The sequence below is a fragment of the Thermomonas sp. genome (assembly GCF_047606765.1).
Taxonomy (GTDB): Bacteria; Pseudomonadota; Gammaproteobacteria; order Xanthomonadales; family Xanthomonadaceae; genus Thermomonas.
This window is the reverse complement of record NZ_JASGED010000034.1, coordinates 1-23765: the sequence shown is the minus strand read 5'-3', so window position 1 is coordinate 23765 and position 23765 is coordinate 1. Positions and strand designations below refer to the sequence as shown.

The following is a 23765-nucleotide window of genomic DNA, read 5'->3' as shown; positions in this document are numbered from 1 at the left end:
GCTCTTGTCGTCGGCCACCACCAGCACGATGCGGTCATCCACCGGCTGCTGCAGGCCGGCGACCATGCGGTCGTACAGCCAGTTGTCCAGTGGGCGCGCAACCTCGAAGCGCGACATCAGCAGCACGCCCACGGCCACCGCGACTGCCAGCAGCAGCCGGATCAGCCAGTAGCGGGCGCGTGACATCGGCATGCGTCAGAGCGCCAGCAGAAGCAGGGCAGCGCCACCGGCACCGGCCAGGATGCGGCAGGGCAGGCAGCCGAGCTTGACCACCTGGGTCTGCCCCCAGGCATGCTCGTAGCCGTCGCTTTCAACCGCGCAGGCGCGCATATGCCAGGTGCCGGAACGCAGGTCGGGCAGGTCGATGGCGTTGTCGTCCAGCACGCGGTCGATTTCGGTGGTGGCGAAGCCGGCATCGCGCGACAACTGGAAGCGATAGCGCATGCCGTCTTCGGCCTTGGGCCAGCGCACGCGCAAGGTGCCGTCGTCCTTGCTGGCTTCCACGCCCGGGCCTTCCGCAGCGGCAGTCAGGTCGAAAGCGATGGCATCGCTCCACGGGCCTTGCTTGCCGCTGGCATCGGTCGCGCCAACGCGCCAGACGTAATGGCCCGGCGGTAGATCGATGGGCGTGCGCCATTCGGTGCGACGAAGATCGTCGGCTTCGGCCAGCGGTGCAGCGAAGCCGGCATCAGTGGCGACCTGCACGCGGTAGCGCAGACCGTCGTCATCGGAATCCGTCCAGCGCAGGCGCGGACGCGGGCCTGCGGCCTGGCCACCTTCGACCGGAGCGATCACGAACGGCGCTGCGGGCTGTGCGGCAATCACTGCTGCGTGGGTGGCGTCCAGCCCTTCCAAACCATCGGCGGAGATGGCGCGCAGGCGCAGGAACACTTCGCCTTCGTCACGCACGCGCAATCGCGCCTGCGTAGCGGCAATCACTTCGTCCTGTTGCAGCACCCGGAAATCGGCATGGGTGCTGGCTTGCAGGCGGTAGCTGGCGGCACCGTCCACGGCAGGCCATGCCAGCGTGGCCGGCATCCTGTCGATGCGGGCGGGCCAGCCGGTGATGTTGGGCGCGGGCAGCAAGGGCACGGGCCTGGCCGGCTTGCCGGAAGCATCGGTGGCCGTGCCACGGCCTGCGGCCACCAGCACGCTGCCGCCGCCACCGCTGACCTGCACCTTGCCGCCGACCACTTCCGAACGGCTGCGGCTGCCATCGGTGCCGACCCGGAACTCGGTGCCGCGCACGCTGGACATCAGGCCCGGGGTTTCGATGATGTAGTGCGACCCCGGGCCACGGTTGCGGCGCACGCTGTTGGTGGCGCGCCCGCGTGGCAGGCGCAGGCGGGTATCGACCATGCCGGTCTTGCCATAGGCGGTGAGGCGGTCCAGATGCAGTTCGCTGTCGCCCTGCAATTGCAACTGCGAGCCATCGGCAAAACGCAGTGACAGGCTGGCGTCCGCCGGCGTGCGCAGGGCCGCGCCCATGCCCAGACGCAGGCCGGGAGTCACCGCGATGGCATCGTCGAAACGCCCGCTGCGGCTGGCGACGGCGGCACCGTTGACCGCGACCACCACCGCCTGCGCAGGCTGCCAGCGCAACCATGCCACCGGGAACAGCAGGGTACTGCCGGGCGTAAGGACGGCAGGGTCGGCAATCCTGTTGTGTGCCTGCAGTTTCTGCCACGGCACATCCTGGCGCATGTGGGTGGTGGCCAGATCCCAGACGGTGTCACCCGGGCGCACCCGGTAGCGCCATTCCTGCGCCTGCGCGGACAGCGAAACGAAGACGGCGGACAGCAGTGCCAGCAACATCAGCAACCGCATCCATGCGCGCGGGTGATTCGGATTGCGGGCGGGCATCGCCCCTGCGAAACCGGCTGGCGATGGCGTGCCGGTAACTGAATGCATGCTGGTCAAGCCTTGCGTCCCCGCGCTGAATACCGCGAATTGTAGCCCAGCGGTGGGTTTTCGCCGTACAATTGGCCCCGTTTGCAACACGGCTGCCCCTGCATCGCGCAGGTCACGATCCTGGCAGGCCGGCCCCGGGGCTTCCCCGTGGCGTCCTCTCCCGCACGTCTTTCGTCGCGCAGACACGGCCCGGAACCTCCGGCAGCCGCACAACACTTTGCCCGCAACGCGGACTGGATGGTTCGGGCAAGCCAGTCGTCAGGTGCCTCGCGCCCGTGCCGCCGTTTGCGGCACGCGCGGCGTTGCGCGACGGCTGCCATGTATGGAGCTATCAACATGACGTTCGAAACCCTGGGCCTTGCGCCTGCATTGCTGCGCGCGTTGGCCGACTACGGCTACGAAACCCCCACCCCGATCCAGGCGCAGGCGATCCCGCTGGTGCTGGCCGGCCATGACGTGCTGGGCGGTGCCCAGACCGGCACCGGCAAGACTGCCGCGTTCGGCCTGCCGCTGCTGCAGAAGCTGGCCGCGATGCCGAAGCCCGAAGGCCTGCACCGTCCGCGCGTGCTGGTGCTGACGCCCACCCGTGAACTGGCGGTGCAGATCACCGACAACCTGCGCAGCTACGCCAAGTACCTGCGCATCAACGTGACCTCGCTGTTCGGCGGCGTGGGCATGCAGCCGCAGATCGACGCCTTCCGTCGTGGCGTGGACGTGCTGGTGGCCTGCCCGGGCCGTTTGATCGATCACCTGGATCGCGGCACCTGCAAGCTCGGTGACGTGCAGATGCTGGTGCTGGACGAAGCCGACCGCATGCTGGACATGGGCTTCCTCCCTTCGATCAAGCGGGTGATGAAGCACGTCCCGCAGCAGCGGCAGACGCTGCTGTTCTCGGCCACCTTCGAGCCGCGCATCAAGGCGCTGGCGCTGGAGTTCATGCGCGAGCCGCAGCAGGTGCAGGTGGCGGCGCAAAACACCGTGATCGAAACCATCAGCCATCACGCGCATCCGGTCGATTCCGCGAAGAAGCGCGACTTGCTGATCGACATCCTGGCCCGCCGCCACACCGAACAGGTGCTGGTGTTCGGCAAGACCAAGCACGGTTGCAATCGCCTTGCCGAGCAACTGGAAAAGGCCGGCCTGCCGGCGCTTGCGATCCACGGCAACAAGAGCCAGGCGGCGCGGCAGAAGGCGCTGGGCGAGTTCAAGAGCGGCAAGACCCGCATCCTGGTGGCGACCGACGTGGCCGCGCGCGGCCTTGACATCCCCGACCTGCCGCTGGTCATCAACCACGACCTGCCGATGGTGGCCGAGGATTACGTGCATCGCATCGGTCGCACCGGTCGCAACGGCGCGACTGGCGAGGCGATCTCGCTGGTGTCGCCGGACGAAGCCGGCCTGCTGCGTCAGATCCAGAAGCTGCTGGGCCGCGAGATCGCGATGGAGACGGTGCAGGGCTTCGAGCCTTCGCGCGCGATCCGCACCGATGCCGAGCCGTTCAAGCAACAGCCGCGCGGCCCGCGCCCGGCGCGCAACCGCCGCCCGCATGGCAAGCCGCAGCGCCCCGAGGCGCATGCCCACGCGCACACCGGGCCGAAGCCCGCACGCGAAGGCCAGCGCAACAATGGCCGTCCGGGCGGCGAGCGTCGCGGTTCGCGGGTGTAATGCCTCAAGCCCGCATCACGCCCACGGCAAGCGTCGCATGCGGAGCAAGCTCCGCATCTACAAACCGGAGTAATGCTTTGTAGGTGCCGAGCTTGCTCGGCACATGACCTGCACGCGGCAGGCTTCAACCTGTCGCGGCTTGCTCCCGCAACTGCGCCGCACGCGCTTCGCCCAGATAACGGCGAATGCCTGCACGCATCAGGTACAGCAGCGGAATCAGCGCAATCGCCGCCAGCATCTTGTAGATGTAATTCAGCGTGCCGACGGCGAGGAACAACGACGTCGGCCACTGTTGCGGGCCAATCACGAAGGCAATGTACAGCACCACGAAACTGTCGATCAGCTGCGATACCGCCGTGGAGCCGGTCGCCCGCAACCACGCATGCCGTTCGCCGGTGCGTTTGCGAATCCGGTGATAGACATGCACGTCGATCAACTGGCCCAGCAGGAAGGCGACCAGCGAGCCGACGATGATCCACATGCCCTGGCCGAAGATCGCCGCGTAGGCCGCCTGATAGTCCGGCACGCCTTGCGCTGATGCCGCGCCCACCCACCACGACGCAGGTGCAAGGTGGATGGCGATGTAGGCAAACACGAAGCCGTAGGCCACCAATCCTGCCCCCAGCCAACTGACAAATCGCACGCCGCGCTTGCCGAAGTATTCGTTGATTGTGTCGGTCATGATGAACACGATCGGCCAGATCACCGTGCCGGCAGTGAAGTTCAGCGAACCACTCTGGCCGAACAGGTTCCAGTGCAGCGGCGCGATGCCCAGCGTGTCCTCCAGCGCGAAGATCTTCACGCCGATGAACTCCGCCAGCACCGCGTTGGCGCAGAAGAATGCCGCCAGCCCGACGAACAGGCGGGTGGCGCGATCACCCAGCAGGTTTTGCGGCGTGGCAGGCGCGTCCATCGGCATCATTCCTCCTGCGCGAAATCGTCCTCGGGCAGGGCAAGGAACGCCCAGAACGGCACATCGGCGTCTGCCCACGCTTCCGAGGCTTCCTCCAGCACGGCCAGCAGCGTGTCGAAGGCGGTTTCGTCGGCATCGCGCAACTGCCCGGCATCTTCAAACAGCAGTGCATAACCGGAAGCGGGCAGCCAGGACTGGTCGCGCAGCATGTCGCTGAGGGCATCCCAGTTGCGGCCGCTGCCGGCAGGGAAGTCCAGCGCGTTGCCGATGCGCAGCAGCAGCGTGGCCTTGCTGTTGCAGCCGCGCAGGTCGATGCGCCGGGTCAGCAGGCCGGCGTCGCGCGCGGCCATGTCGAGGGTGGCGATGTCATCGGCGGTGACGAAGAACACGCCGGACTGGCGCGGATCGTCAAGGCCCAGGTCGAAGCCGGAATCGGTCATTGCATGCCTCCTTGCAGGTCGAAGCGACGGAAGCTGTCGTAATGGTCGTCGGTGTAATACCACTCGCGTGGCGGATCGCCGCCGGTGATGATGCGCCGCGCGCCGCGATGGCGCAGGCCCGGCGTTTCCACGGTGAACTCGCGATACCAGCCGCGCGGCTTGCGTGGCAGGTGGCCTTCGCGGTTGCCGAAGGTGCTGCCGTCCTGGCGATGCGGATACGGGCCACCACGCTGGATCAGGGCGATGGTGGCATGCGCTTCCTTCGGCAGGAAGGCGGGCAACGTAGCATTGGGCGATGGCGTTTCGGCTTCAACTGCTGGCGTTTCAACACCGGCCAGTGGTTCCGAAGCATGCGTCGATGCCGGTGCGCCCGATGCCTGCGGTGCCGGCATCGATACCGATGGTTGCGCAGCCGGCTTTGGCCACAGCCACCACACGGCAGCGGCGAGAATGATGACCAGCAGCCAGGGGATGAGTTCGCGTTGTCGCATCAAAGGAGTGCTGTCCGGGGCGGGAAAGTGTGGGCAGAATGGGCCGGACGCCCCGCGCAGGCAAGCGTCGCAACAGGAAGTGCGAGTATTGCTGAGCCTCAGTGCAGTGGCGCGAAGGCGACGCGCACGTACACGCCGAAATGGTCGCTGGGCCAGTGGCCCGCCGCATCCGCATGGTCAAGCACGTTGCGCGCCTCCAGCGCAATGATGCGGCCGCGCTGCAGGTAGGCGTGGTCGATGCGGCGGCGGTCGTCCGGGAAGTAGTGCGGATTGAGCGTGGGCGGTGCGTCGTTGCGGCCGTGCAGGACATCGTACGCATCATCGAAGCCGGCCTCGATGCGCGCCAGTTCCGGCGTGCCCGATGCGGTGTTGAAGTCGCCGGCGATGATCGAGGGTGCCTCGCCGGCGGTGCGCGAGATGAAGTCCGCCAGGTCGCCCAGTTGTTGCATGCGCATCCTCGTGCCGTCGGCGTTGTCCTGGTAATTGGGATGGGTGACGTAGATGTTGAGCGGATGGCCATCGACCTCGATGCGAACCATGCCGGCGGTGCGCGAATCGCCCAGCGGCCGCAACTTCGTCCAGTCGCGCGCCAGCACCGGGTGCCGGGTCAGGATGGCATTGCCGTAGCGTCGTGCGTTGCCGGGTGGATCGATGGAGATGAAGTACGCGCGGTAGCCCAGCGCCTCCGCCAGGTCTTCGGCCTGGTTGCGCAGGCTGCCGTGCTGCAGCACTTCCTGCAGGACGATGGCGCTGGGGTTCAGCCTGCGCAATCCGTCGATGATGAGCGCGCGCCGCGCCGGCCAGTTGGCCTTGTCGTGGTAGAGGTTGAAGGTGACGAGGGAGAACACCGGCGCGGGTTTCGGTGTCGCGCGCATCCCTGCGCAGCCGGTGCCCGCCAGCATCGCCATCGACGCGGTGGCCGCGATCCAGTGCAGTGCGCCGCGTCGCTTCATGTCATTGCGGCGCGACATCGGTGCGCAGCACCGGATAGCGGTTGGTGTCCGCATCCCATGCCGGGTGCCGGCGATAGAAGAAGTCCAGCCGTGCCTGCGGGCTGGCGGCGAAATCCGCATCCTCCTTCAGTTTCTTCTCGAACTGCGCCTTCAGCGCCGGATCGTTCGCCAGCATCTTGCGCGCTTCTTCCTCGGCCACGTAGGCCTCCATGTATTCCTTGCGTTCGAAGGCGTTGTTGAACGCGCCCCATGCGGCCATGGAATCGGGGGCCATCGGGTCGAGGATGTGGACCAGCAGCCGCGCCTTCGGCTGCGCGGTGGGCACGAACAGGCTGCCTGCGGCGATGTCGGCGCTTGCGTCCTGCCATGCGCCTTTCAGGGTCACGCGCTGGTGGCCTTCCACCGATGCGGGCGTGAACTGCGCGCTGTCGGCCATGAATACCTGCACCTGCGCCTGCGTTTGTGGTGCAACCAGCCTGCGATAGGTGATGCCGTGGATGTCCAGCTGGCGGGCCACGGCGGCGGCATGCTCCGGCGGCACCAGATAGCCGCCCTTCGGCGCGGTTGCCACGTTACCGTCAACCACCACGTCGCGCAGCGGCACTTTCCACGTCTGCGGCGTGCTTTCGTCATAGCGGGTCATGTCCGCGCCGGAAATCTCCGATGGCGTGCGGGTGTAGGCATAGCCGAGGAAGTCGATGGTCTTTGCCTCGTCGGTGACGCGATAGTCCAGCGTTACCGGCTGCCCGCCCAGTTTCGCTGCGCGTGCGTCTGCCTCGCGCGCAAGTTGTTGCCAGCGCGGCCCGTGTGCTGCAACGAGCTGCATTGCGTCAAGCACCGCGTTGTAGGTGGCACGCACGCGCTCGGGATAGGTGCGCCAGGAATGGGTTTCGACCAGGATTGCCAGCCGGTTGCGCAGGGTGAAATAGCCGGTGGAGAAGCGCGGCGTGCTGACGCCTTCCACGAAGCCGGATGTGGGGTCGTCTTCTTCGACGAAACTGGGATAGAAACCGACCGGTCTGGAGCCTTGCGTCTTCAGTTTTTCGAGGATGCCGTCGCGCAGTTCGCGCCCGGCGCGGCGCAGTGCCGGGTCGCCGGAATTGACAGGCTCCCCGGTGATCGAAACGTCGTGCTGGAACTTGGCGCCATCGGTCACGTGCAGGTCCAGCATCGCCAGCGGATCCCACTGGTTCACCAACGCCAGCATGGCCTGCATTTCCGGGCTGTCGGCCTTCATGTAATCGCGGTTGAGGTTGTAGCGCTGGGCGGTGACGCGAAAGCCCATCTGCTCCGGGCCGCGCTGGTTGGGGCGGTTCCATGCGCGGAAGTTCTCGTGACCATCGATGTTGAACACCGGCACGAACAGCAGCACTTGCCTGTCCAGCAGCCCCTTGCCGGCGTGGCCTTGCAGCAGGTCGCGCAGCAGGGCAAAGCCGGCGTCCTTGCCGTCGATCTCGCCGGCATGGATGCCGCCTTGCGCCAGCACTACCGGCAGCCCGCGTTCACGCGCGGCCTGCGGCGTCAGCGCGCCGGTGGTGGACACGGCCAGCGCCTTCATCGGGCGGCCCTGCGGCGTGGTGCCAAAGTCGAAGCAGCGCACGCTGGCGGGATAGGCCTGCTGGAAGGCATCGCACAGCGCGATCACCTCGTCATAGCGCCCGGTTTGCAGGAAGCCGCTGCGCTGCGCGTGGGTCGATAAATCCTGTGGCGCAGACAGCGCAGGCGATGCGATGGCGGTGGACAGGGCGATGGCGGTAACAAGTACGGTCAGTCGGCGCATGCGTGGTTCTCCCGTGGGCCTGGCGATGGTAACCGCCTGCCGCAGTCGGGTGCGATCCGTGATCGGTTAGGCTTGCCGCATTCCGACAGGCGATTCATGCATGAACCAGACTGCCGCCGCTTCGCGCATGCCAAGGCAAATCCCGTACATCATCGGCAACGAGGCCTGCGAGCGCTTCAGTTTCTACGGGATGCGCAACATCCTGGTGCAGTTCCTGGTCAGCAGCGTGATCCTGGCCTATCTGCCGGAAGCGGGCCGCGAAGGCGCGGCCAAGCATGTGTTCCACAGCTTCGTCATCGGCGTGTATTTCTTCCCGCTGCTGGGCGGCTGGCTGGCCGACCGCTGGTTCGGCAAATACAACACCATCCTCTGGTTCTCGCTGATCTACTGCGCCGGCCACGCCTGCCTGGCCATGTTCGAGGCCGACAAGACCGGCTTCTACACCGGCCTGTTCCTGATCGCGCTGGGCAGCGGCGGCATCAAGCCGCTGGTGGTCAGTTTTGTTGGGGACCAGTTCGACCAGAGCAACAAGGGCAAGGCGAAAGTCGTCTTCGATGCCTTCTACTGGACGATCAATTTCGGCAGCTTCTTCGCTTCGCTGCTGATGCCGCTGTTCCTGCGCAATCTTGGGCCGGCGGTGGCGTTCGGCATTCCCGGCATCCTGATGTTCATCGCCACGCTGGTGTTCTGGCTGGGCCGCAGGCATTACGTGCGCGTGCCACCCACGCGCGGGCAAGACCCGGATGCGTTCGGCAACGTCGCCCGCACCGCGCTGCTGTCGCATGCGCCGGGACAGGGCAGGCCGGGGCTGATCGTGGCGGTGGCAGGCGTGGTGCTGGCCGTGCTGGTCATGCTGTGCTTCGCCACCGGCCCAGCGTTCTGGCCGGCGAAGTTCGACTTCGTCATCAGCGCGTGCATCGCGCTGGGCCTGCTGATTCTGCTGGGCGGCGTTGGCGTGTCGATGCAGCTTGAACGCGCACGCGGCCAGCATGCCGATGCGGCGGTGGACAGCGTGCGCGCGGTGTTGCGCATCCTGATCGTGTTCGCGCTGACCACGCCGTTCTGGGCGGTGTTCGACCAGAAGGCCAGTACGTGGGTATTGCAGGGCCGGACGATGGCGATGCCCGAAGGCGTGTGGTGGTGGCCGGGCTGGCTGGTCAAGGAAGCAGGGCAGATGCAGGCGCTGAACCCGCTGCTGGTGCTGCTGCTGATCCCGTTCAACAACATCGTGCTGTATCCGCTGCTGCGCAGGATCGGCATCGAACCCACGCCGCTGCGCCGGATGGGCACGGGCATTGCGCTGGCCGGCGTGGCCTCGATCATGGCTGGCTTGATCCAGCTCAATCTGGATGGCGGCGCGCAGACCTCGCTGTCGTGGCAGGTCGCGCCCTACATCGTGCTGACCCTGGGCGAGGTGCTGTTGTCGGCAACCGCGCTGGAGTTTGCCTACAGCCAGGCCAGCGCGTCGATGAAAGGCGTCATCATGGCGTTCTGGTATCTGGCCGTGACCTTCGGCAACCTGTGGGTGCTGCTGGCCAATGTGGCCCAGCAGCATCCGTCCGTGGTGGATGCGCTGGCTTCGGCGGGGATCGGCCAGAACGCCTTCTTCATGTTCTTCTTCGCCGGCTTCGCCTTCGTGGCGGCGCTTGGATTTGCCGCCTACGCCCGCATCTATCCGATGCAGGACAACTACCGGGCCATCTGACCGATGCAACTTTCCGTCACCATCCTCATCATCGCCGTCACCGTGCTGGTGTCGTGGCTCGCGTTCAACGACAAGCCGCTGATCGGGCGGCTGATCCTGTGGCCGCCCGCCATCGAACGCCACAAGCAGTACGACCGCCTGTTGACCTACGGTTTCGTGCATGCCGACTGGATGCACCTGCTGTTCAACATGATCACGCTGTGGTCGTTCGGCCGATCGGTGGAGCGCGTGTTCTCCGTGTGGATCACGCCGGTGGGCTACCTGCTGTTCTATCTGTCCGCGATCGTGGTCTCGATCCTGCCCACCTATCTCGCGCATCGGCGTGACGCCAACTACAGCAGCCTGGGGGCATCCGGCGGGGTGTCGGCGGTGCTGTTCGCCTTCATCCTGTTCGATCCGTGGTCGAAGCTCATCATCTTCCCGATCCCGGTGCCGATCCCGGCCATCCTGTTTGCGGTGCTGTACGTCGGCTACAGCATCTGGATGGATCGCCGTGGCCGCGACAACGTCAACCACAGCGCGCACCTGTGGGGCGCGGCCTATGGCGTGCTGTTCACCTTGCTGCTGGAGCCGGCCATTTTCAGCCACTTCAAGGCAACCCTGCTGAACTGACGCAACTGCATTCCAAGGAGACTGCGATGAGCGAAATCCGCCATGACGCCGCCCACCACCGCTTCGTCACCATCGTGGATGGTCATACCGCCCGCATCGACTACGTGTCCGGCGACAGCGCCATCGCCATCACCCACACCATCGTTCCGCCGGAAATCGGCGGGCGCGGCATTGCCGGTGAACTGATGCGCGCCGTTGCCCTGCACGCCCGCAACGAAGGCCTGCGCATCGACCCGCAGTGTTCCTATGCCGATGCCTGGCTGCGCCGGCATCCGGAGTTCGACGGCCTGCGCGCCTGAAGGGGCTGCACCTTCCGCATCGATGGCATGATGCGCGCATCCAGAGTCTGAGGGTGGGCGGATGCGGCGAACATGGTGGGCGGGAATGGCGCTGGCGTGCATGTGTGCGTCCGCATGGGCGGGTGCCGACGAGCCGCCGAAGGTTTCAGCCAAGCCGGAAGCCGAACTGTTCAAGGACGCGCCCGCACCTTGGCGTGATTACCTGATCAAGGCGGTCGCTGCCGAGCGCATCGCCGACCCACTGCAGCGTTGCCTTGCATATCCGGACTTGCCGGGTAACCAGTGGCCGGCAGGGCATGTGCGTGCGCACTGCATGGATCATTCGGTGCGGGCGATGCCGATGGCGGACGCCGCCAAATTGCTGGAGGCTGGCAAGGCCGACGAGCTGGAAGCTTACGTCCGGCGTATCGATGGCGTGCATGCGCGCCATGAAGACGTGGGTGAGGAAATCCACTACTTCTTCCGGCAGTTCCGCTCGGAAGATGCGGACGCGATCACGACAGCCTGGCTGCAGGCGAAGCCGGACAGCCCCTACGCATTGACCGCGCGTGGGAATTACCACTCCGGCAAGGCAGGGCGCGCACGCGGAGGCAAATGGGCGTCCGAAACCCCGCGCGAGAACCTGCGCGAGATGACGGCGCAATACGAGCTGGCCTTGCCGCTCTACCGCAAGGCAGTTGCCATTGATCCGCGTTTCATTGAAGCCTGGAACAGCATGCTGGTTCTGGCATACAGGGATTCGCGTGCCGAACTTGAGCAGGAAGCGTTCAAGGCCGCCAATGCCATCGATCCGGGCTGCCAGGATCTGGTGGATACCCGCATGACATCGCTGCAGCCGCGCTGGGGTGGTTCCTACGAGGCGATGCTGGCTTACGCGGAATCATTGCGGCCCCTGCTGCCGGCACGCCCGATACTGGCGCGGCAAATGGCCGCGCCCTATGGTGACCGTGGCAATCGCCTGTACGCGGAAGATGAGTTCACCATCGAGGCGGTGGAAATCCTCGATATCGCCGCGCGGATCGGTTCCAACGAGGACTATCTGGAAGATGCGGCGAAGGTCGCCAGGATCGCTGACAAGGATGCCAAGGGCGTTCACGACCCATGGAAGGGCCTGGCCTACGCGATGCAGGCGGCTCGATTCGGCGAGCGCGAGGAATGGACGCATCGCATCATTTCCTGGGCGATGGTGAGGGAGGCGCCCGATATCGCGGTGCGCAATGTCGAGATCGCGCTCAGGAAGGATCCGGACAGCACGTGGCTGCATTACCTCGCCGGCGGCGCCTACTACAACAGCAAGCGTCCGGAGCAGGCCGAGCCGCATTACCTGAAGGCGGTCGAGGATTCGGAGCAGCGCCAGGCTTCGCTGCGGGAACTGGTCACGATGTGGATGTATGACGCCGGGCTGACGCCGAAAGAGGGCAGCATCAAGGCCAAGCCCTATCTGGATCGACTGATCCGCGAGTACCCGGATGATGGACGCGCCCGGATGTATCGGGTGCAGAGTGAGGGTGCGATCAATGGCGTCATACCTGAGCAGCTGATCGTGGATTTCGAGAAACGCGCCGATCCCAAGGATCCGCCGCAGGCGTGGTTCCTGCAGCGGCTTGCCGAGTGGCGCAAAAATCCTGTCATGCGTTCCGCACCCGCGAAGGCGAAATGACGCTGGGCGCGTAGAATGCCCGCCCCATGCGCCTGAATCGCCACATCGCCGACACCGGCTTCTGCTCCCGCCGCGAGGCCGACCGCCTGATTTCGGAAGGGCGGGTGACCGTGAACGGTATCCGCGCCCGCATCGGCGCGGAGCTGGGCGAGGGCGATGAAGTCCGCATCGACGGCAACACGCTGGCCGCGCGTACGGCAGCCAAGGGCCAGCGCCGGCACGTCTATATCGCGCTGAACAAACCGGAAGGCATCACCTGCACCACCGAATCGGGGGTGAAGGGCAACATCGTCGATTTCATCGACCACCAGCAGCGGATTTTCCCGATTGGCCGGCTGGACAAGGATTCCGAAGGCCTGATCCTGCTGACCAGCAATGGCGACATCGTCAACCGCATCCTGCGTGCGGAGAACAAGCTGGAGAAGGAATATCTGGTGGCGGTGAACCATGTGGTCACCGACGAGTTCCTGCGCGCAATGGCGCGCGGCGGGGTGCCCGTGCATGGGCAGGCCACGCTGCCGTGCAAGACCGGCAAGCTGGGGCGGTTCGGCTTCCGGATCGTGCTGGTGCAGGGCCTGAACCGGCAGATCCGGCTGATGGCGGCGCATTTCGGCTACCGGGTGAAGCAGTTGCACCGGGCGCGGATCGGCAACATCAAGCTGGGCCATCTGAAGCCCGGCCAGTGGCGCAACCTGACCGATGCGGAGCTGCGCGGGCTGCTGCCCGACCACGCGGATTGGTAGGCGGCGGGCAGGTTTCAGGCACCTCACCGCCTTCCGGGGAATGGCCCCGCCGCTCGATCCAGTCATCCAGGACTGATGTCGCGGGCGCGCGCCGTCCATGGCGCGCTCGGGGCCACACCCCGAAAGGCGTTGAGGCCCGGCTGAAAAAAACTTGCCGCCTGTTCACATTTGCACCCGAAAACAGGGTATGGTGCGCCCACTGTTTCAAGCGGGATCACGGTACATCGTGACCCGATGCGGTAGATCCATCGAGATCCGCTACATCGTGTGCGTTACCCCTTGCTCGACAGTCGCGGCCCTTCACCGGGTCGTGTGTCCATTTCCAAACTGTTATCAGGAGTAACAAACATGTCGGATCGTCAGACCGGTACTGTCAAGTGGTTCAACGACGCCAAGGGCTTTGGCTTCATCACCCCGGAAAGCGGCCCGGACGTTTTCGTCCACTTCCGCTCGATCCAGGGCACCGGCTTCAAGTCGCTGCAGGAAGGCCAGAAGGTCACCTTCAAGGTTGTGCAGGGCCAGAAGGGCCTGCAGGCCGATGAAGTGCAGGCTTCGTAAGCCACTCGCACATCGTGCAGAAAAGCCCGGCCACTGGCCGGGCTTTTTCTTTGTGCGCAGGAATGTCACGCTTTGCACCGTGGCGCTTCTGGTCACGCCTTATTCCCCCGGTTTTCGATTGCACGCAAGCATGTCCCGCCCATTCCCCATGTTCCGTTGCTTCCTGTTGCTCGCCCTGTCGCTGGCCGTTGTGGCCGGTTGCAAGCGCGATGACGCCCTGCCTGCGCCTGTCGATGAAGCCGCCACGCCTGCCGCGCAGGCGGATGCGCCGCTCGCGCCGGTCGAGCTGAAGGACGTGATCGAAACCAGGCCCGACTACATCGTGGGCATCAGCTATCCGGACGTGGCATCCAAATATCCGCAACTGGCCCGCGCCTTGCATGACTATGCAGAGCGTGCGCGTGGCGAGTTGATGCAGTCGGTCGCGGCACTGAACGGCCAGAAGCCGGCCGCACCCTACGACCTCAGCCTGCAGTTCCGCAGTCTGGCGGAGACCCCGCGCATCGTGTCGGTGGCCGCAGACGGCAGCAGCTACACCGGCGGCGCGCATGGCAATCCGCTGGTCGAGCGCTTCGTGTGGCTGCCGCAGCAGCAGAAGCTGCTGACGGCAGACCAGTTGATTGCCGATGCCGCCGGCTGGAAGACGGTGTCGGATGTTGTCCGCGAACAGTTGATGACCGAGCTTTCGCAGCAACTGGACGATGAAGGGCTGGAAGCCGATGCCCGTTCGCAGGCGCTGCGCAATGGCAGCCGCATGATCGATGCCGGCACTGCGCCGGAAGCAGCCAATTTCGCCCGCTTCGAGCCGGTGATGAATGCCGACGGCAGCATCCGCGTGCTGCGCTTCGTGTTTCCGCCGTACCAGGTTGCGCCGTATGCGGAAGGCACGCGCACGGTCGATGTGCCGGCGCAGCTGCTGTTGCCGCTGGTCGCGCCGGAGTACAAGGCGCTGTTCCGCGCGGGCTGAATCTCACCGGTTGAGACGCCGCCCGCGCAAGCTGCGCGGGTGAACGCGCAGATCCGTTTCGACTTCGTCCATTCCGTTCAGGCCGGCTGTCGAGGCGGGGCGGATAATGCCGGCATGGCCGCGCACCCTGCGCTTGAATCGTTCCACCCCGCCGTTGCCGGCTGGTTTGCGCGTGCGTTTCCCGCGCCGACCGAGGCGCAGATCGCGGCATGGCCGGCGATTGCCAGTGGCCGCGACACCTTGGTCGCCGCGCCCACCGGCTCCGGCAAGACGCTGACCGCCTTCCTTACCGCCATCGATGCGCTGGTGCGCGAAGGGCTGTCGCACGGATTGCCGGATCGGACGCTTGTGGTGTATGTGTCGCCGCTGAAAGCGCTGTCCAACGACATCCACATCAACCTGGATGCGCCGCTGGACGGCATCCGTGCCGAACTGGCCGCGCTGGGCCTGCCGGACGTGGATATCCGCACCGCCGTGCGCACCGGCGACACCCCGCAGGCCGAGCGCGCGATCCATCGCAAGCGGCCACCGCACATCCTCGCCACCACGCCGGAAACGCTGTACGTGCTGCTGGGCTCCGAATCCGGGCGGGCGATGCTGGCCGGCGTGCGTACGGTGGTGGTCGATGAAATCCACGCACTGGTGCAGAACAAGCGTGGCAGCCATTTGGCGCTGTCGCTGGAGCGGCTGGACGCACTGACCGGCAAACGCGCGACGCGCATCGGCCTGTCGGCCACGCAGAAGCCGATCGAAGAGGTGGCGAAGTTCCTCGCCGGCGCGGGCGAGCGCGACTGCGCCATCGTCGACATCGGCCACGCCCGCACGCGCGACCTCGCGCTGGAGCTGCCGCCGGTGCCGCTGGAAGCGGTGATGTCGAATGCGCAGTGGGAGCTGGTGTATGCGCGCATCGCGCAACTGGTCGAACAGCACGCAACCACGCTGGTCTTCGTCAATACCCGGCGCATGGCCGAACGCACTGCGCGGCATCTTGGCGAATTGCTGGGCAAGCAGCACGTCGCCGCGCACCACGGCTCGCTGGCGAAGGAACTGCGGCTGGACGCCGAACAGCGGCTCAAGCGCGGCGAGTTGAAGGTGCTGGTGGCAACCGCTTCGCTGGAACTTGGCATCGACATTGGCGATGTTGATCTGGTCTGCCAGCTGGGTTCGCCGCGCAGCATCGCGGCCTTCCTGCAACGGGTGGGGCGCGCCGGCCATCACGTTGGCGGCGTGCCGAAGGGGCGGCTGTTCCCGACGTCGCGCGATGAATTGATGGAATGCGCCGCGCTGCTGGACAGCGTGCGTCGTGGCGAGCTGGACGCACTCATCATGCCGCCCGCGCCGCGCGACGTGCTGGCGCAGCAGATCGTGGCCGAGGTGGCCGCGCGCGAATGGGACGAGGACGCACTGTTCGCGCTGGTGCAGCGCGCATGGCCGTATGCGGCGCTGCCGCGCGAGGACTTCGACGCGCTGCTGAAAATGCTGGTCGACGGCTTCTCCACCCGCTACGGCCAGCGTGCCAGCTATCTGCATCGCGATGCCGTACACCGCAAGCTGCGTGGGCGCAAGGGCGCGCGCCTGACCGCCACGCAATCGGGCGGCACCATCCCCGATGTTGGCGACTACGCCGTGGTGCTGGAACCGCAGGCAATCCAGATCGGCACGGTCAACGAGGACTTCGCCATCGAAAGCATGGCGGGCGACGTGTTCCAGCTTGGCAATGCCAGCTACCGCATCCTGCGGGTGGAAAGCGGGCGGGTGCGGGTGGAGGACGCGCAGGGCCAGCCGCCCAGCATCCCGTTCTGGCTGGGCGAAGCGCCGGGGCGCACCATCGAACTGTCGGCCAGCGTGTCGCGCCTGCGCGAGGAGTTGCAGGCACGGCTGATGGGAAAGCCCCTCTCCCTCCGGGAGAGGGGTTGGGGAGAGGGTACGGAGACCGATGTTGCTTCGATAGCACCCGAACCCTCACCCCCGGCCCCTCTCCCGGAGGGAGAGGGGAGTGCGCTGCGCTGGCTGCGCGACGAACTCGCACTGGGCGATTCCGCCGCATCGCAGATCGGCACGTATGTGGCCGCACAGCTTGCCGGCTTTGGCATGCTGCCCACGCAACAACACATCGCGCTGGAACGCTTCTTCGACGAATCCGGCGGCACCCAACTTGTCATCCATTCGCCATACGGCAGCCGCATCAACAAGGCGTGGGGGCTGGCGCTGCGCAAGCGTTTCTGCCGCAAGTTCAATTTCGAACTGCAGGCGGCGGCGACCGAGGACGCCATCGTGCTGTCGCTTTCGACCAGTCACAGCTTCCCGTTGATCGAAGTGATCGGCTACCTGCATTCGGCCAGCGCGAAGGACGTGCTGGTGCAGGCATTGCTGGACGCGCCACTGTTCCCCGCGCGCTTCCGCTGGAACGCGACCACCGCACTGGCGCTGCCGCGTTTCACCGGCGGCAAGAAAGTGCCGCCGCAGTTGCAGCGGATGAAGTCGGAAGACCTGATGGCGACGGTGTTCCCGGACCAGGTCGCCTGCCTTGAAAACATCATCGGCGAGCGCGAAGTGCCCGACCATCCGCTGGTCGCGCAGACCTTGCAGGACTGCCTGCATGAAGCGATGGATGTCGATGGCTGGCTGGCGCTGCTGCGCGGGCTGGAGTCAGGCGATGTGCAGGTCACAGCGCGTGACCTGACCGGGCCATCGCCATTCACCGCCGAAGTGTTGAGCGCACGGCCTTACGCCTTCCTCGACGATGCGCCGCTGGAAGAACGCCGTACTCGTGCGGTGGTGTCGCGCGGGCTTGGAAACCCGGCGCAGGCCGATGATCTTGGCCGTCTGGATGCAGGCGCAATCGACGCGGTGGCCGAGGACGCCTGGCCGCTGGCCGGCACACCGGACGAGATGCACGACGCATTGATGGCGCTGGGCGCGATCACGATGAGCGAGGCGGAGGCATCAAACTGGATGCCGCTGCTGCAGGCATTGGCGAAGGATGGCCGTGCCACGCTGTTGAACCCCTCTCCCTCCGGGAGAGGGGTTGGGGAGAGGGTACGGGGTGCCGAAATTGCCGAACGTGCCGAAACCTCACCCTGTCCTTCGGACCACCCTCTTCCGAAGGGAGAGGGTTTATGGGTCGCCACCGAACGATTGCCGCAACTGCGCGCACTGCATGCCGACGCGGCCATCGAACCAAATGTTGAAGTCCCGGCCAGCCATGCCATCGACTGGACGCGCGAGGACGCGCTGCGCGAACTGGTGCGCAGCCGGCTTTCGGCATCGGGCGTTACCACGGCGGAGACACTGGCTGCAGCATTGGCCGCGTCACGCGATGGGATCGACTTCGCATTGCTGGCGCTGGAACAGGAAGGCTATGTCATGCGTGGCCGCTTTCGCCCCGACGCGGCGCAGGATGAATGGTGCGAACGCCTGCTGCTGGCGCGCATCCATCGCAATACCGTGGCGCGGCTGCGGCGCGAGATCGAACCCGTCGCCGTGCGTGACTACGTGCGCTTCCTGTGCGACTGGCAGCGTCTGTCGCCTGCTACCCGCGTGCAGGGGCCGGAGGCGCTGGCCGGCGTGCTTGCGCAGTTGGAAGGCTTCGAGGCTGCCGCCGGCGTGTGGGAAAGCGAACTGCTGCCCGCCCGCGTGAAGGACTATTCCATTGGCTGGCTGGACGATCTCTGCGGCGCGGGCCGCATTGCATGGACGCGGCTGCGCATGGGAAGCGAGGGCGGGGCGACCCTGGTACGCGCCGCGCCCATCGTGCTGCTGCCGCGTCGCGAGTTGGGTGTGTGGACGCGCTTGGCTGCGCGCCAGCAAACGGGCGAGGAAGCGCCGCTGTCCTCACGCGCGCAGAAGGTCGAGGACTGCCTGCGCGAACGCGGCGCGTTGTTCTTCGATGAAATGGTCGATGCCTCGCGTTTGCTTGAAACCGAGCTGGAAGATGCGCTGGCCGAACTGGTTGCACGTGGACGGGTGAGTTGCGACAGCTTCTCCGGCCTGCGTGCGCTGCTGTTGCCGGCAGCGAAGAAACCCGCCAGCTATGCGCGCAACGGGAGGCGGGCTTCACTGACAGGGATCGCGGATGCGGGAAGGTGGTCGTTGACGCGCTGCGCATTCCTCTCCTCCCCCTTCTCTGAAGGGGGAGGTCGGGAGGGGGTTGTGCGCTTGGAGGAACCACCCCCACCCCAGCCCTCCCCTTCACAGAAGGGGAGGGAGCAAGACGACTTCGAACACGTCGCCCGCGTCCTGCTGCGCCGCTACGGCGTGGTCAGCTGGCGCTTGCTGGAACGCGAAGCGCAATGGCTGCCGCCGTGGCGCGAGTTGCTGCGCGAATACCAGCGGCTGGAAGCGCGCGGCGAAATCCGTGGCGGGCGCTTCATCGCCGGCGTGGTCGGCCAGCAGTTTGCACTGCCGGAAGCGGTGGCGGCGCTGCGCGCGATCCGCAAGCGTCCGTTTGACGGCGCGATGATCGCGGTCTCCGCCAGCGATCCGCTCAATCTTGCCGGCACCCTGCTTGCGGGCGAGAAGATCCCGCGCCAGCCCGGTGCGCGCCTGCTGCTGCGTGACGGCATCCCCATCGCCTCGCTGGTGGCGGGCGAGTTCCGCGCATTGCCGGGCCTGCCGCAGCAAGACGAACACGCGGCGAAAGTCGCGCTGCTGCGCGAGCCCGGCGCGCAGGGCCGGCAATCACCCGGATCAAGGCCAATCGCCGATCCGCTGGGCTTGCATCGTTGACACTGCAAACGCGCAGAAGTTGCTGCAGTCGTCATCGGTTTGCTTGCGTGCTGGCGGAAGATACTATGCCGCTCTTGCCGTGCAGAACAATTTGTATTGGATCGGTTGATGGAAGTCAGGAAGATAGCCAGAAAGATTCCATTCTTGTACAAGGCAGTTGGATTTTTCAGATATTGGCAACATCAAAAGCAACTGGTGCGTGCGAACGCTGCCTATGTTCGCGGCTCAAAATTTCCACCGCCTGCATTGCGGTACCGGGTGCATCGTGCGTTTGATTTGACCAGCTATCAGCAGGTCGGTCAGGCCATCGCAAATGATATTGCGGTTGCACTGGAACGGAATGGTCTAACGCTGGATGGAAAAAAGGTGCTTGATCTTGGATCAGGGCCTGGCCGCGTTGCCTTCTGGCTCAAGCAGCGGTTTCCGTCCTGCATGCTTCACTGTAGTGATATCGATGCGGAAGCTATCGGTTGGGCAAGTGAGAATCTGCAAGAGGTCGCCTCATTCCATCTGAATGATGCTGAACCGCCTACGGATTTTCCGGATGCGGGCTTTGATTTCGTGTATTGCATCTCATTGTTCACGCATCTGGACGCTGAGATGCAGGACAAGTGGCTGCAAGAGCTGCGGCGAATCGTGAAACCGGGTGGATTTGTCCTTGCGACGACGCATGGGCGATTCGCGATGGATTCGTGCACGAAGGAAGAAGTTGCAGAAATCGAGCGAAATGGCATCCATTTCAGAGTGGACAGAAGTGGTGCATTGAAGCTCGATGGCTTGCCTGATTTTTATCAGACGACGTTTCATTCGAAGCAATACGTGGAACGGCACTGGGGCAAGTTCTTTGAACTGGTCTCCCATTCGGAAGGCGGGCTTGGTCGGCATCAGGACATGATCCTGATGCGGCGAAAATAGCACCGGTTCATTTTTGCTGACGCCAAAAACAAAAACGCCGCCCGAGGGCGGCGTTTTTGCAGCGTTATCGCAACGGCTTACTTGCTGGTCAGGCCACGCTGTTCCAGCAGCGGTTCGATCTTCGCCTCGTAGCCTGCGAAGTTCGGGAACAACTTGCCGGCTTCGATTTCGCCGCCGGGTGCCAGCACGAACTTGCGCAGGCGGTCGCCGTTCGCAAGCGTCAGGCCACCGTTGTTGCGGATCCAGACGGTGGTGTTCGCGCCCAGCACTTCCGACCAGATGTAGGCGTAATAGCCCGCCGCGTAGCCGCCCATGATGTGGCTGAAGTAGGGCGTCTTGTAGCGCGGCGGCACCGGGGCGTAGTCGAAGCCGTCGGCCTTCAGCGCGTCGGCTTCAAACGCCATCACCTTGTCCGCGGTCGGGATCTTGTCGTCCGGGGCCTGATGCAGGCGCTGGTCGAGCATCGCCGCAGACAGATACTCGGTGGTGGCGAAGCCCTGGTTGAACTTGGACGCGGCGATCACCTTGTCCAGCAGTTCCTGCGGCATGGCCGCACCGGTTTCATGGTGCTTGGCGTAGTTGGCCAGCACTTCCGGCCAGTCGGCCCACATCTCGTTGACCTGCGAGGGGTATTCGACGAAGTCACGCGGCACGTTCATCGAGAAATACGGATAGCGCACATCCTGGAAGAAGCCGTGCAGGGCGTGGCCGAATTCGTGGAAGGCGGTGGTGACCTCATCCCATGTCATCAGCGTGGGCTTGCCGGGCGCGGGCTTGGGAATGTTGAGATGGTTGGCGACCACCGGCTTGGTGCCGAGCAACGCGGACTGCGCCACGTAGGTGTTCATCCACGCGCCGCCGCGCTTGGACGGGCGTGCGTAGGGATCCCAGATGAAGATCGACAGCAGGCTGCCGTCCTTGTCATAGACGTTGTACGTCCAGGTATCGGGGTGGTACTTCGGCAGGTCGGTACGTTCCTTGAAGGTGATGCCGTACAGCTTGGTGGCGGCGAAGAACACGCCATCCTCCAGCACGCGCTTCATCTCGAAGTAGGGCTTGAGCTGCGATTCGTCGAAGCTGTACTTCGCCGCGCGCACCTTCTCGCTGTAGAACGACCAGTCCCACGGCGCAAGCTGGAAGCCGGGCTGGCCAGCGGCCTTCTGGGTGCTGTCGATCATCGCCTGCAACTCGGCACCTTCACGGCGGGCGTTGGCAACGGCCTTCGGTGCAAGCTCGCGCAGCATGGCGTTGACCTTGCCCTGATTGGAGGCGGTCTCGTCGGCCAGCACGTAGTTGGCGTAGGTGTCGTAGCCCAGCAGCTTGGCGCGTTCGGCGCGCAGCTTCAGCACCTGCGCGATGATGCCGGTGTTGTCGAACTTGTTGCCACGGCTGCCGCGCGCCACCGAGGCTTCATGCAGGCGCTGGCGCAGTGCGCGGTCTTCCAGTTGCGACAGGGCAGGCTGGCCGGTGGTGTTGAGCAGGGCGATGGCGTACTTGCCGTCCTGCCCGCGCGCCTTGGCAGCTTCGGCAGCAGAGGCGATCTGCTCGTCGGTGAAACCCTTGAGCTGCGCGGCATCGTCCACAATCACTGCGGAGTCGTTCACTTCGGCCAGCACGTTCTGGTCGAACTTGGTGCCCAGCGTGGAAAGCTCGGTATTGATCTGGCGGATGCGCGCCTTCTGCGCATCGTCCAGTGCTGCGCCCGCGCGCACGAAGTCCTGGTAGCGGCGTTCCAGCAGGCGCAGGTCAACGGCGTCCAGCCCCAGCGTGTCGCGCGCGTCGTACAGCGTCTTGATGCGGGCGAACAGCTTGGGATTCAGCGCGATGGCATCGCCATGCGCGGAGAACTTCGGCGCGTAGTCCTCTTCGATCTTTTCGCGCGCGTCGTTCTTGTCGGTGCCCACCAGGTTGTAGAACACGTCCCTGGCGCGGCCCAGCACCTGGCCGCTCTTCTCCATCGCCACGATGGTGTTCTCGAAGGTCGGCGCTTCCGGGTTGTCGGCGATTGCCTGCATCTCCTGCAACTGCTGGGCCATGCCCGCATCGAAGGCCGGGCCGAAGTCGCTGTCCTTGATCTTGTCGAACTGCGGGTAGTTCAGATCCAGGGTGCTGGGTTGGGCAAACACGCCGCTGTAGGCGCTGTCGGTCATCGTGCTGGGTTCCGTGGGGGCGGCGGTCGTGGGCTTGTCACAGCCGGCCAGTGCGCCAATGGCGAGGGCGGCGGTGATGGCAAGGGCAAGGCGGGAGGCGGATTTGGGCATGGTCATGGTGTGTTGCGAGTCAGCCGCGAAGACTAGCCCAGCCGCGCCGGCTTGTCGCGTGCCCAATGGCAGGGGCGCGCGGCGGTCGCATGGGGCCGCAAAAGGGGCGACAATACGCGCCGCTTCGATTCCCCCGCGACGCGCCCCATGTCAAAGACCGCTTTCGATTTCGATGCCGTTGCCCTTGACGGCAGTCCCCAGCCGCTGTCGCAATGGCGCGGCAAGGTGCTTTTGATCGTCAACGTCGCCAGCAAGTGCGGCTTCACCCCGCAGTACGCGGGGCTGGAGCAGCTCTGGCGCGATTACGGCGACAAGGGATTGGTGGTACTGGGCTTTCCTTGCGACCAGTTCGGTCATCAGGAGCCGGGCGATGCCGACGAGATCCGCAATTTCTGTTCGCTGACCTATGACGTCAGCTTTCCGATGTTCGCCAAGGTCGAGGTGAACGGCGCGAACGCGCATCCGCTGTGGCAATGGCTGAAATCGCAGAAGGGTGGCCTGCTTGGCATCGATGCGATCAAGTGGAACTTCAGCAAGTTCCTGATCGGGCGCGATGGTCGCGTGCGCAAGCGCTATGCGCCGACCGACAAGCCCGAATCGCTGGTGCGCGACATCGAAAAGGCGCTGGCGGAATGACGGTGAAGGTTGTCGAGGGTGCGGGTTACCGGCTGGAGTTCGAATACGAAGCGCCAAGGCTGCGCGTGCGGATCATCGGCGGTGAGGACACGGGGCACAGGGTCAGCGTTGAATACTGGCTGCGGATCGCGGAGGAAGTACGTGCCCGCGGCGCGCAGCAACTGCTGGCGCTGGACGCGATGCAGGGCGAGGCGATGGGCCCGGAGGAGTTGCAGCGCTTCTTCGACGCCATCTCCGGGCACGGGCTGGAGCAGGTGCGGCTGGCCTATGTGGAAGGACGTCTGGATCAAATGTCACGCATCGAATATGCCGAACTGCTGGCACGCGAGCGTGGCTACGACATCCGCATGTTCAGCAATGAAGCCGAGGCCGAAGTCTGGCTGCGCTACGGGATGCGCTAGGGAAGGTCTGAACAACTCCTATCAATCCTGCCACAATTGATCCGGCTCCAGTGAGGCGATCATGATGCAACTCACCTTCGGCGATGCGGAATCCATTGGCAAGCGCAAGCAGACGCGGCGCGAGGTG

20 protein-coding genes are annotated in these 23765 nt (G+C 65.2%); 12 read left to right on the top strand and 8 right to left on the bottom strand.

All coding sequences use genetic code 11. The features are described 5' to 3' along the window. A partial coding sequence (locus tag QM612_RS03615) for a hypothetical protein (protein ID WP_415252532.1) occupies window positions 1-192 on the bottom strand: 192 nt, incomplete at its 3' end. 3 nt (window positions 193-195) lie between these two features. Next, a complete protein-coding gene (locus QM612_RS03610; RefSeq protein ID WP_415252531.1) occupies window positions 196-1911 on the bottom strand; it encodes a FecR domain-containing protein in 1716 nt (571 codons plus the stop codon). A 336-nt stretch (window positions 1912-2247) separates the two neighbouring features. Between QM612_RS03610 and QM612_RS03605 the strand changes: the two genes are divergently transcribed. Continuing rightward, window positions 2248-3576: a DEAD/DEAH box helicase gene (locus QM612_RS03605; protein WP_415252530.1), complete on the top strand. Its 1329-nt coding sequence runs from the start codon at window positions 2248-2250 to the stop codon at window positions 3574-3576. A gap of 124 nt (window positions 3577-3700) precedes the next feature. Here the strand turns inward: QM612_RS03605 and QM612_RS03600 are convergent, their stop codons facing one another. The 5 genes from QM612_RS03600 to QM612_RS03580 all read right to left on the bottom strand — a co-directional run bounded on the left by QM612_RS03600 (window position 3701) and on the right by QM612_RS03580 (window position 8153). Then, the gene (locus QM612_RS03600) at window positions 3701-4489 is read right to left on the bottom strand and encodes a queuosine precursor transporter (protein WP_415252529.1); all 789 of its coding nucleotides are present in this window, start codon (window positions 4487-4489) and stop codon (window positions 3701-3703) included. Between the two features lie 5 nt (window positions 4490-4494). Continuing rightward, on the bottom strand, window positions 4495-4929 hold the full coding sequence (locus QM612_RS03595) for a barstar family protein (RefSeq protein WP_415252528.1): 435 nt from the start codon (window positions 4927-4929) through the stop codon (window positions 4495-4497). Next, a complete protein-coding gene (locus QM612_RS03590; RefSeq protein WP_415252527.1) occupies window positions 4926-5420 on the bottom strand; it encodes a ribonuclease domain-containing protein in 495 nt (164 codons plus the stop codon). Before QM612_RS03590 ends, QM612_RS03595 begins: the two co-directional genes overlap by 4 nt. A 98-nt stretch (window positions 5421-5518) precedes the next feature. Further along, complete coding sequence (locus QM612_RS03585; RefSeq protein ID WP_415252526.1) at window positions 5519-6391, bottom strand: endonuclease/exonuclease/phosphatase family protein; 873 nt, start codon at window positions 6389-6391, stop codon at window positions 5519-5521. Then, complete coding sequence (locus QM612_RS03580) at window positions 6375-8153, bottom strand: M14 family metallopeptidase (RefSeq protein ID WP_415252525.1); 1779 nt, start codon at window positions 8151-8153, stop codon at window positions 6375-6377. Before QM612_RS03580 ends, QM612_RS03585 begins: the two co-directional genes overlap by 17 nt. A gap of 100 nt (window positions 8154-8253) precedes the next feature. Between QM612_RS03580 and QM612_RS03575 the strand changes: the two genes are divergently transcribed. The 9 genes from QM612_RS03575 (at window position 8254) to QM612_RS03535 (ending at window position 20340) form a co-directional block, all read left to right on the top strand. After that, entirely contained in the window at window positions 8254-9858 is a 1605-nt protein-coding gene (locus QM612_RS03575) for an oligopeptide:H+ symporter (protein WP_415252524.1), read from the top strand. Between the two features lie 3 nt (window positions 9859-9861). Beyond that, window positions 9862-10470 carry a rhomboid family intramembrane serine protease gene (locus QM612_RS03570; RefSeq protein WP_415252523.1) on the top strand — a complete coding sequence of 203 codons (609 nt, stop codon included), beginning with the start codon at window positions 9862-9864 and terminating at the stop codon, window positions 10468-10470. Window positions 10471-10496: 26 nt separating this feature from the next. Further along, entirely contained in the window at window positions 10497-10769 is a 273-nt protein-coding gene (locus tag QM612_RS03565) for a GNAT family N-acetyltransferase (protein ID WP_415252522.1), read from the top strand. Between the two features lie 100 nt (window positions 10770-10869). Continuing rightward, complete coding sequence (locus tag QM612_RS03560) at window positions 10870-12429, top strand: tetratricopeptide repeat protein (RefSeq protein ID WP_415252521.1); 1560 nt, start codon at window positions 10870-10872, stop codon at window positions 12427-12429. 26 nt (window positions 12430-12455) lie between these two features. Further along, on the top strand, window positions 12456-13172 hold the full coding sequence (locus QM612_RS03555; protein ID WP_415252520.1) for a pseudouridine synthase: 717 nt from the start codon (window positions 12456-12458) through the stop codon (window positions 13170-13172). 348 nt (window positions 13173-13520) lie between these two features. Continuing rightward, complete coding sequence (locus QM612_RS03550; RefSeq protein ID WP_374357576.1) at window positions 13521-13730, top strand: cold-shock protein; 210 nt, start codon at window positions 13521-13523, stop codon at window positions 13728-13730. 148 nt (window positions 13731-13878) lie between these two features. Next, window positions 13879-14697, top strand: coding sequence for a PdaC/SigV domain-containing protein (locus QM612_RS03545; RefSeq protein WP_415252519.1), 819 nt, complete (start codon window positions 13879-13881; stop codon window positions 14695-14697). 114 nt (window positions 14698-14811) lie between these two features. Next, complete coding sequence (locus QM612_RS03540; RefSeq protein WP_415252518.1) at window positions 14812-19425, top strand: DEAD/DEAH box helicase; 4614 nt, start codon at window positions 14812-14814, stop codon at window positions 19423-19425. A gap of 108 nt (window positions 19426-19533) precedes the next feature. Next, window positions 19534-20340 carry a class I SAM-dependent methyltransferase gene (locus QM612_RS03535; protein WP_415252517.1) on the top strand — a complete coding sequence of 269 codons (807 nt, stop codon included), beginning with the start codon at window positions 19534-19536 and terminating at the stop codon, window positions 20338-20340. A gap of 77 nt (window positions 20341-20417) precedes the next feature. Here QM612_RS03535 and QM612_RS03530 read toward each other — a convergent pair whose 3' ends face one another. Continuing rightward, window positions 20418-22601, bottom strand: coding sequence for a M3 family metallopeptidase (locus tag QM612_RS03530; RefSeq protein ID WP_415252516.1), 2184 nt, complete (start codon window positions 22599-22601; stop codon window positions 20418-20420). A 147-nt stretch (window positions 22602-22748) separates the two neighbouring features. Here QM612_RS03530 and QM612_RS03525 point away from each other — a divergent pair, with 147 nt between their 5' ends. Together QM612_RS03525 and QM612_RS03520 are read left to right on the top strand one after the other, a co-directional pair. Continuing rightward, a complete protein-coding gene (locus QM612_RS03525) occupies window positions 22749-23237 on the top strand; it encodes a glutathione peroxidase (RefSeq protein ID WP_415252515.1) in 489 nt (162 codons plus the stop codon). Then, on the top strand, window positions 23234-23638 hold the full coding sequence (locus tag QM612_RS03520) for a hypothetical protein (protein ID WP_415252514.1): 405 nt from the start codon (window positions 23234-23236) through the stop codon (window positions 23636-23638). Before QM612_RS03525 ends, QM612_RS03520 begins: the two co-directional genes overlap by 4 nt. Window positions 23639-23765 lie beyond the last annotated feature (127 nt).

What these genes read in the sequence shown, in the direction of transcription:
- QM612_RS03550 (WP_374357576.1), top strand. Translation starts at nt 13,521, where the DNA reads ATGTCGGATCGTCAGACCGGTACTGTCAAGTGGTTCAACGACGCCAAG.
- QM612_RS03575 (WP_415252524.1), top strand. Translation starts at nt 8,254, where the DNA reads ATGAACCAGACTGCCGCCGCTTCGCGCATGCCAAGGCAAATCCCGTAC.
- QM612_RS03585 (WP_415252526.1), bottom strand. Translation starts at nt 6,391, where the DNA reads ATGTCGCGCCGCAATGACATGAAGCGACGCGGCGCACTGCACTGGATC.
- QM612_RS03605 (WP_415252530.1), top strand. Translation starts at nt 2,248, where the DNA reads ATGACGTTCGAAACCCTGGGCCTTGCGCCTGCATTGCTGCGCGCGTTG.
- QM612_RS03540 (WP_415252518.1), top strand. Translation starts at nt 14,812, where the DNA reads ATGGCCGCGCACCCTGCGCTTGAATCGTTCCACCCCGCCGTTGCCGGC.
- QM612_RS03610 (WP_415252531.1), bottom strand. Translation starts at nt 1,911, where the DNA reads ATGCATTCAGTTACCGGCACGCCATCGCCAGCCGGTTTCGCAGGGGCG.
- QM612_RS03555 (WP_415252520.1), top strand. Translation starts at nt 12,456, where the DNA reads ATGCGCCTGAATCGCCACATCGCCGACACCGGCTTCTGCTCCCGCCGC.
- QM612_RS03600 (WP_415252529.1), bottom strand. Translation starts at nt 4,489, where the DNA reads ATGGACGCGCCTGCCACGCCGCAAAACCTGCTGGGTGATCGCGCCACC.
- QM612_RS03570 (WP_415252523.1), top strand. Translation starts at nt 9,862, where the DNA reads ATGCAACTTTCCGTCACCATCCTCATCATCGCCGTCACCGTGCTGGTG.
- QM612_RS03545 (WP_415252519.1), top strand. Translation starts at nt 13,879, where the DNA reads ATGTTCCGTTGCTTCCTGTTGCTCGCCCTGTCGCTGGCCGTTGTGGCC.
- QM612_RS03520 (WP_415252514.1), top strand. Translation starts at nt 23,234, where the DNA reads ATGACGGTGAAGGTTGTCGAGGGTGCGGGTTACCGGCTGGAGTTCGAA.
- QM612_RS03595 (WP_415252528.1), bottom strand. Translation starts at nt 4,929, where the DNA reads ATGACCGATTCCGGCTTCGACCTGGGCCTTGACGATCCGCGCCAGTCC.
- QM612_RS03535 (WP_415252517.1), top strand. Translation starts at nt 19,534, where the DNA reads ATGGAAGTCAGGAAGATAGCCAGAAAGATTCCATTCTTGTACAAGGCA.
- QM612_RS03580 (WP_415252525.1), bottom strand. Translation starts at nt 8,153, where the DNA reads ATGCGCCGACTGACCGTACTTGTTACCGCCATCGCCCTGTCCACCGCC.
- QM612_RS03590 (WP_415252527.1), bottom strand. Translation starts at nt 5,420, where the DNA reads ATGCGACAACGCGAACTCATCCCCTGGCTGCTGGTCATCATTCTCGCC.
- QM612_RS03530 (WP_415252516.1), bottom strand. Translation starts at nt 22,601, where the DNA reads ATGCCCAAATCCGCCTCCCGCCTTGCCCTTGCCATCACCGCCGCCCTC.
- QM612_RS03525 (WP_415252515.1), top strand. Translation starts at nt 22,749, where the DNA reads ATGTCAAAGACCGCTTTCGATTTCGATGCCGTTGCCCTTGACGGCAGT.
- QM612_RS03565 (WP_415252522.1), top strand. Translation starts at nt 10,497, where the DNA reads ATGAGCGAAATCCGCCATGACGCCGCCCACCACCGCTTCGTCACCATC.
- QM612_RS03560 (WP_415252521.1), top strand. Translation starts at nt 10,870, where the DNA reads ATGTGTGCGTCCGCATGGGCGGGTGCCGACGAGCCGCCGAAGGTTTCA.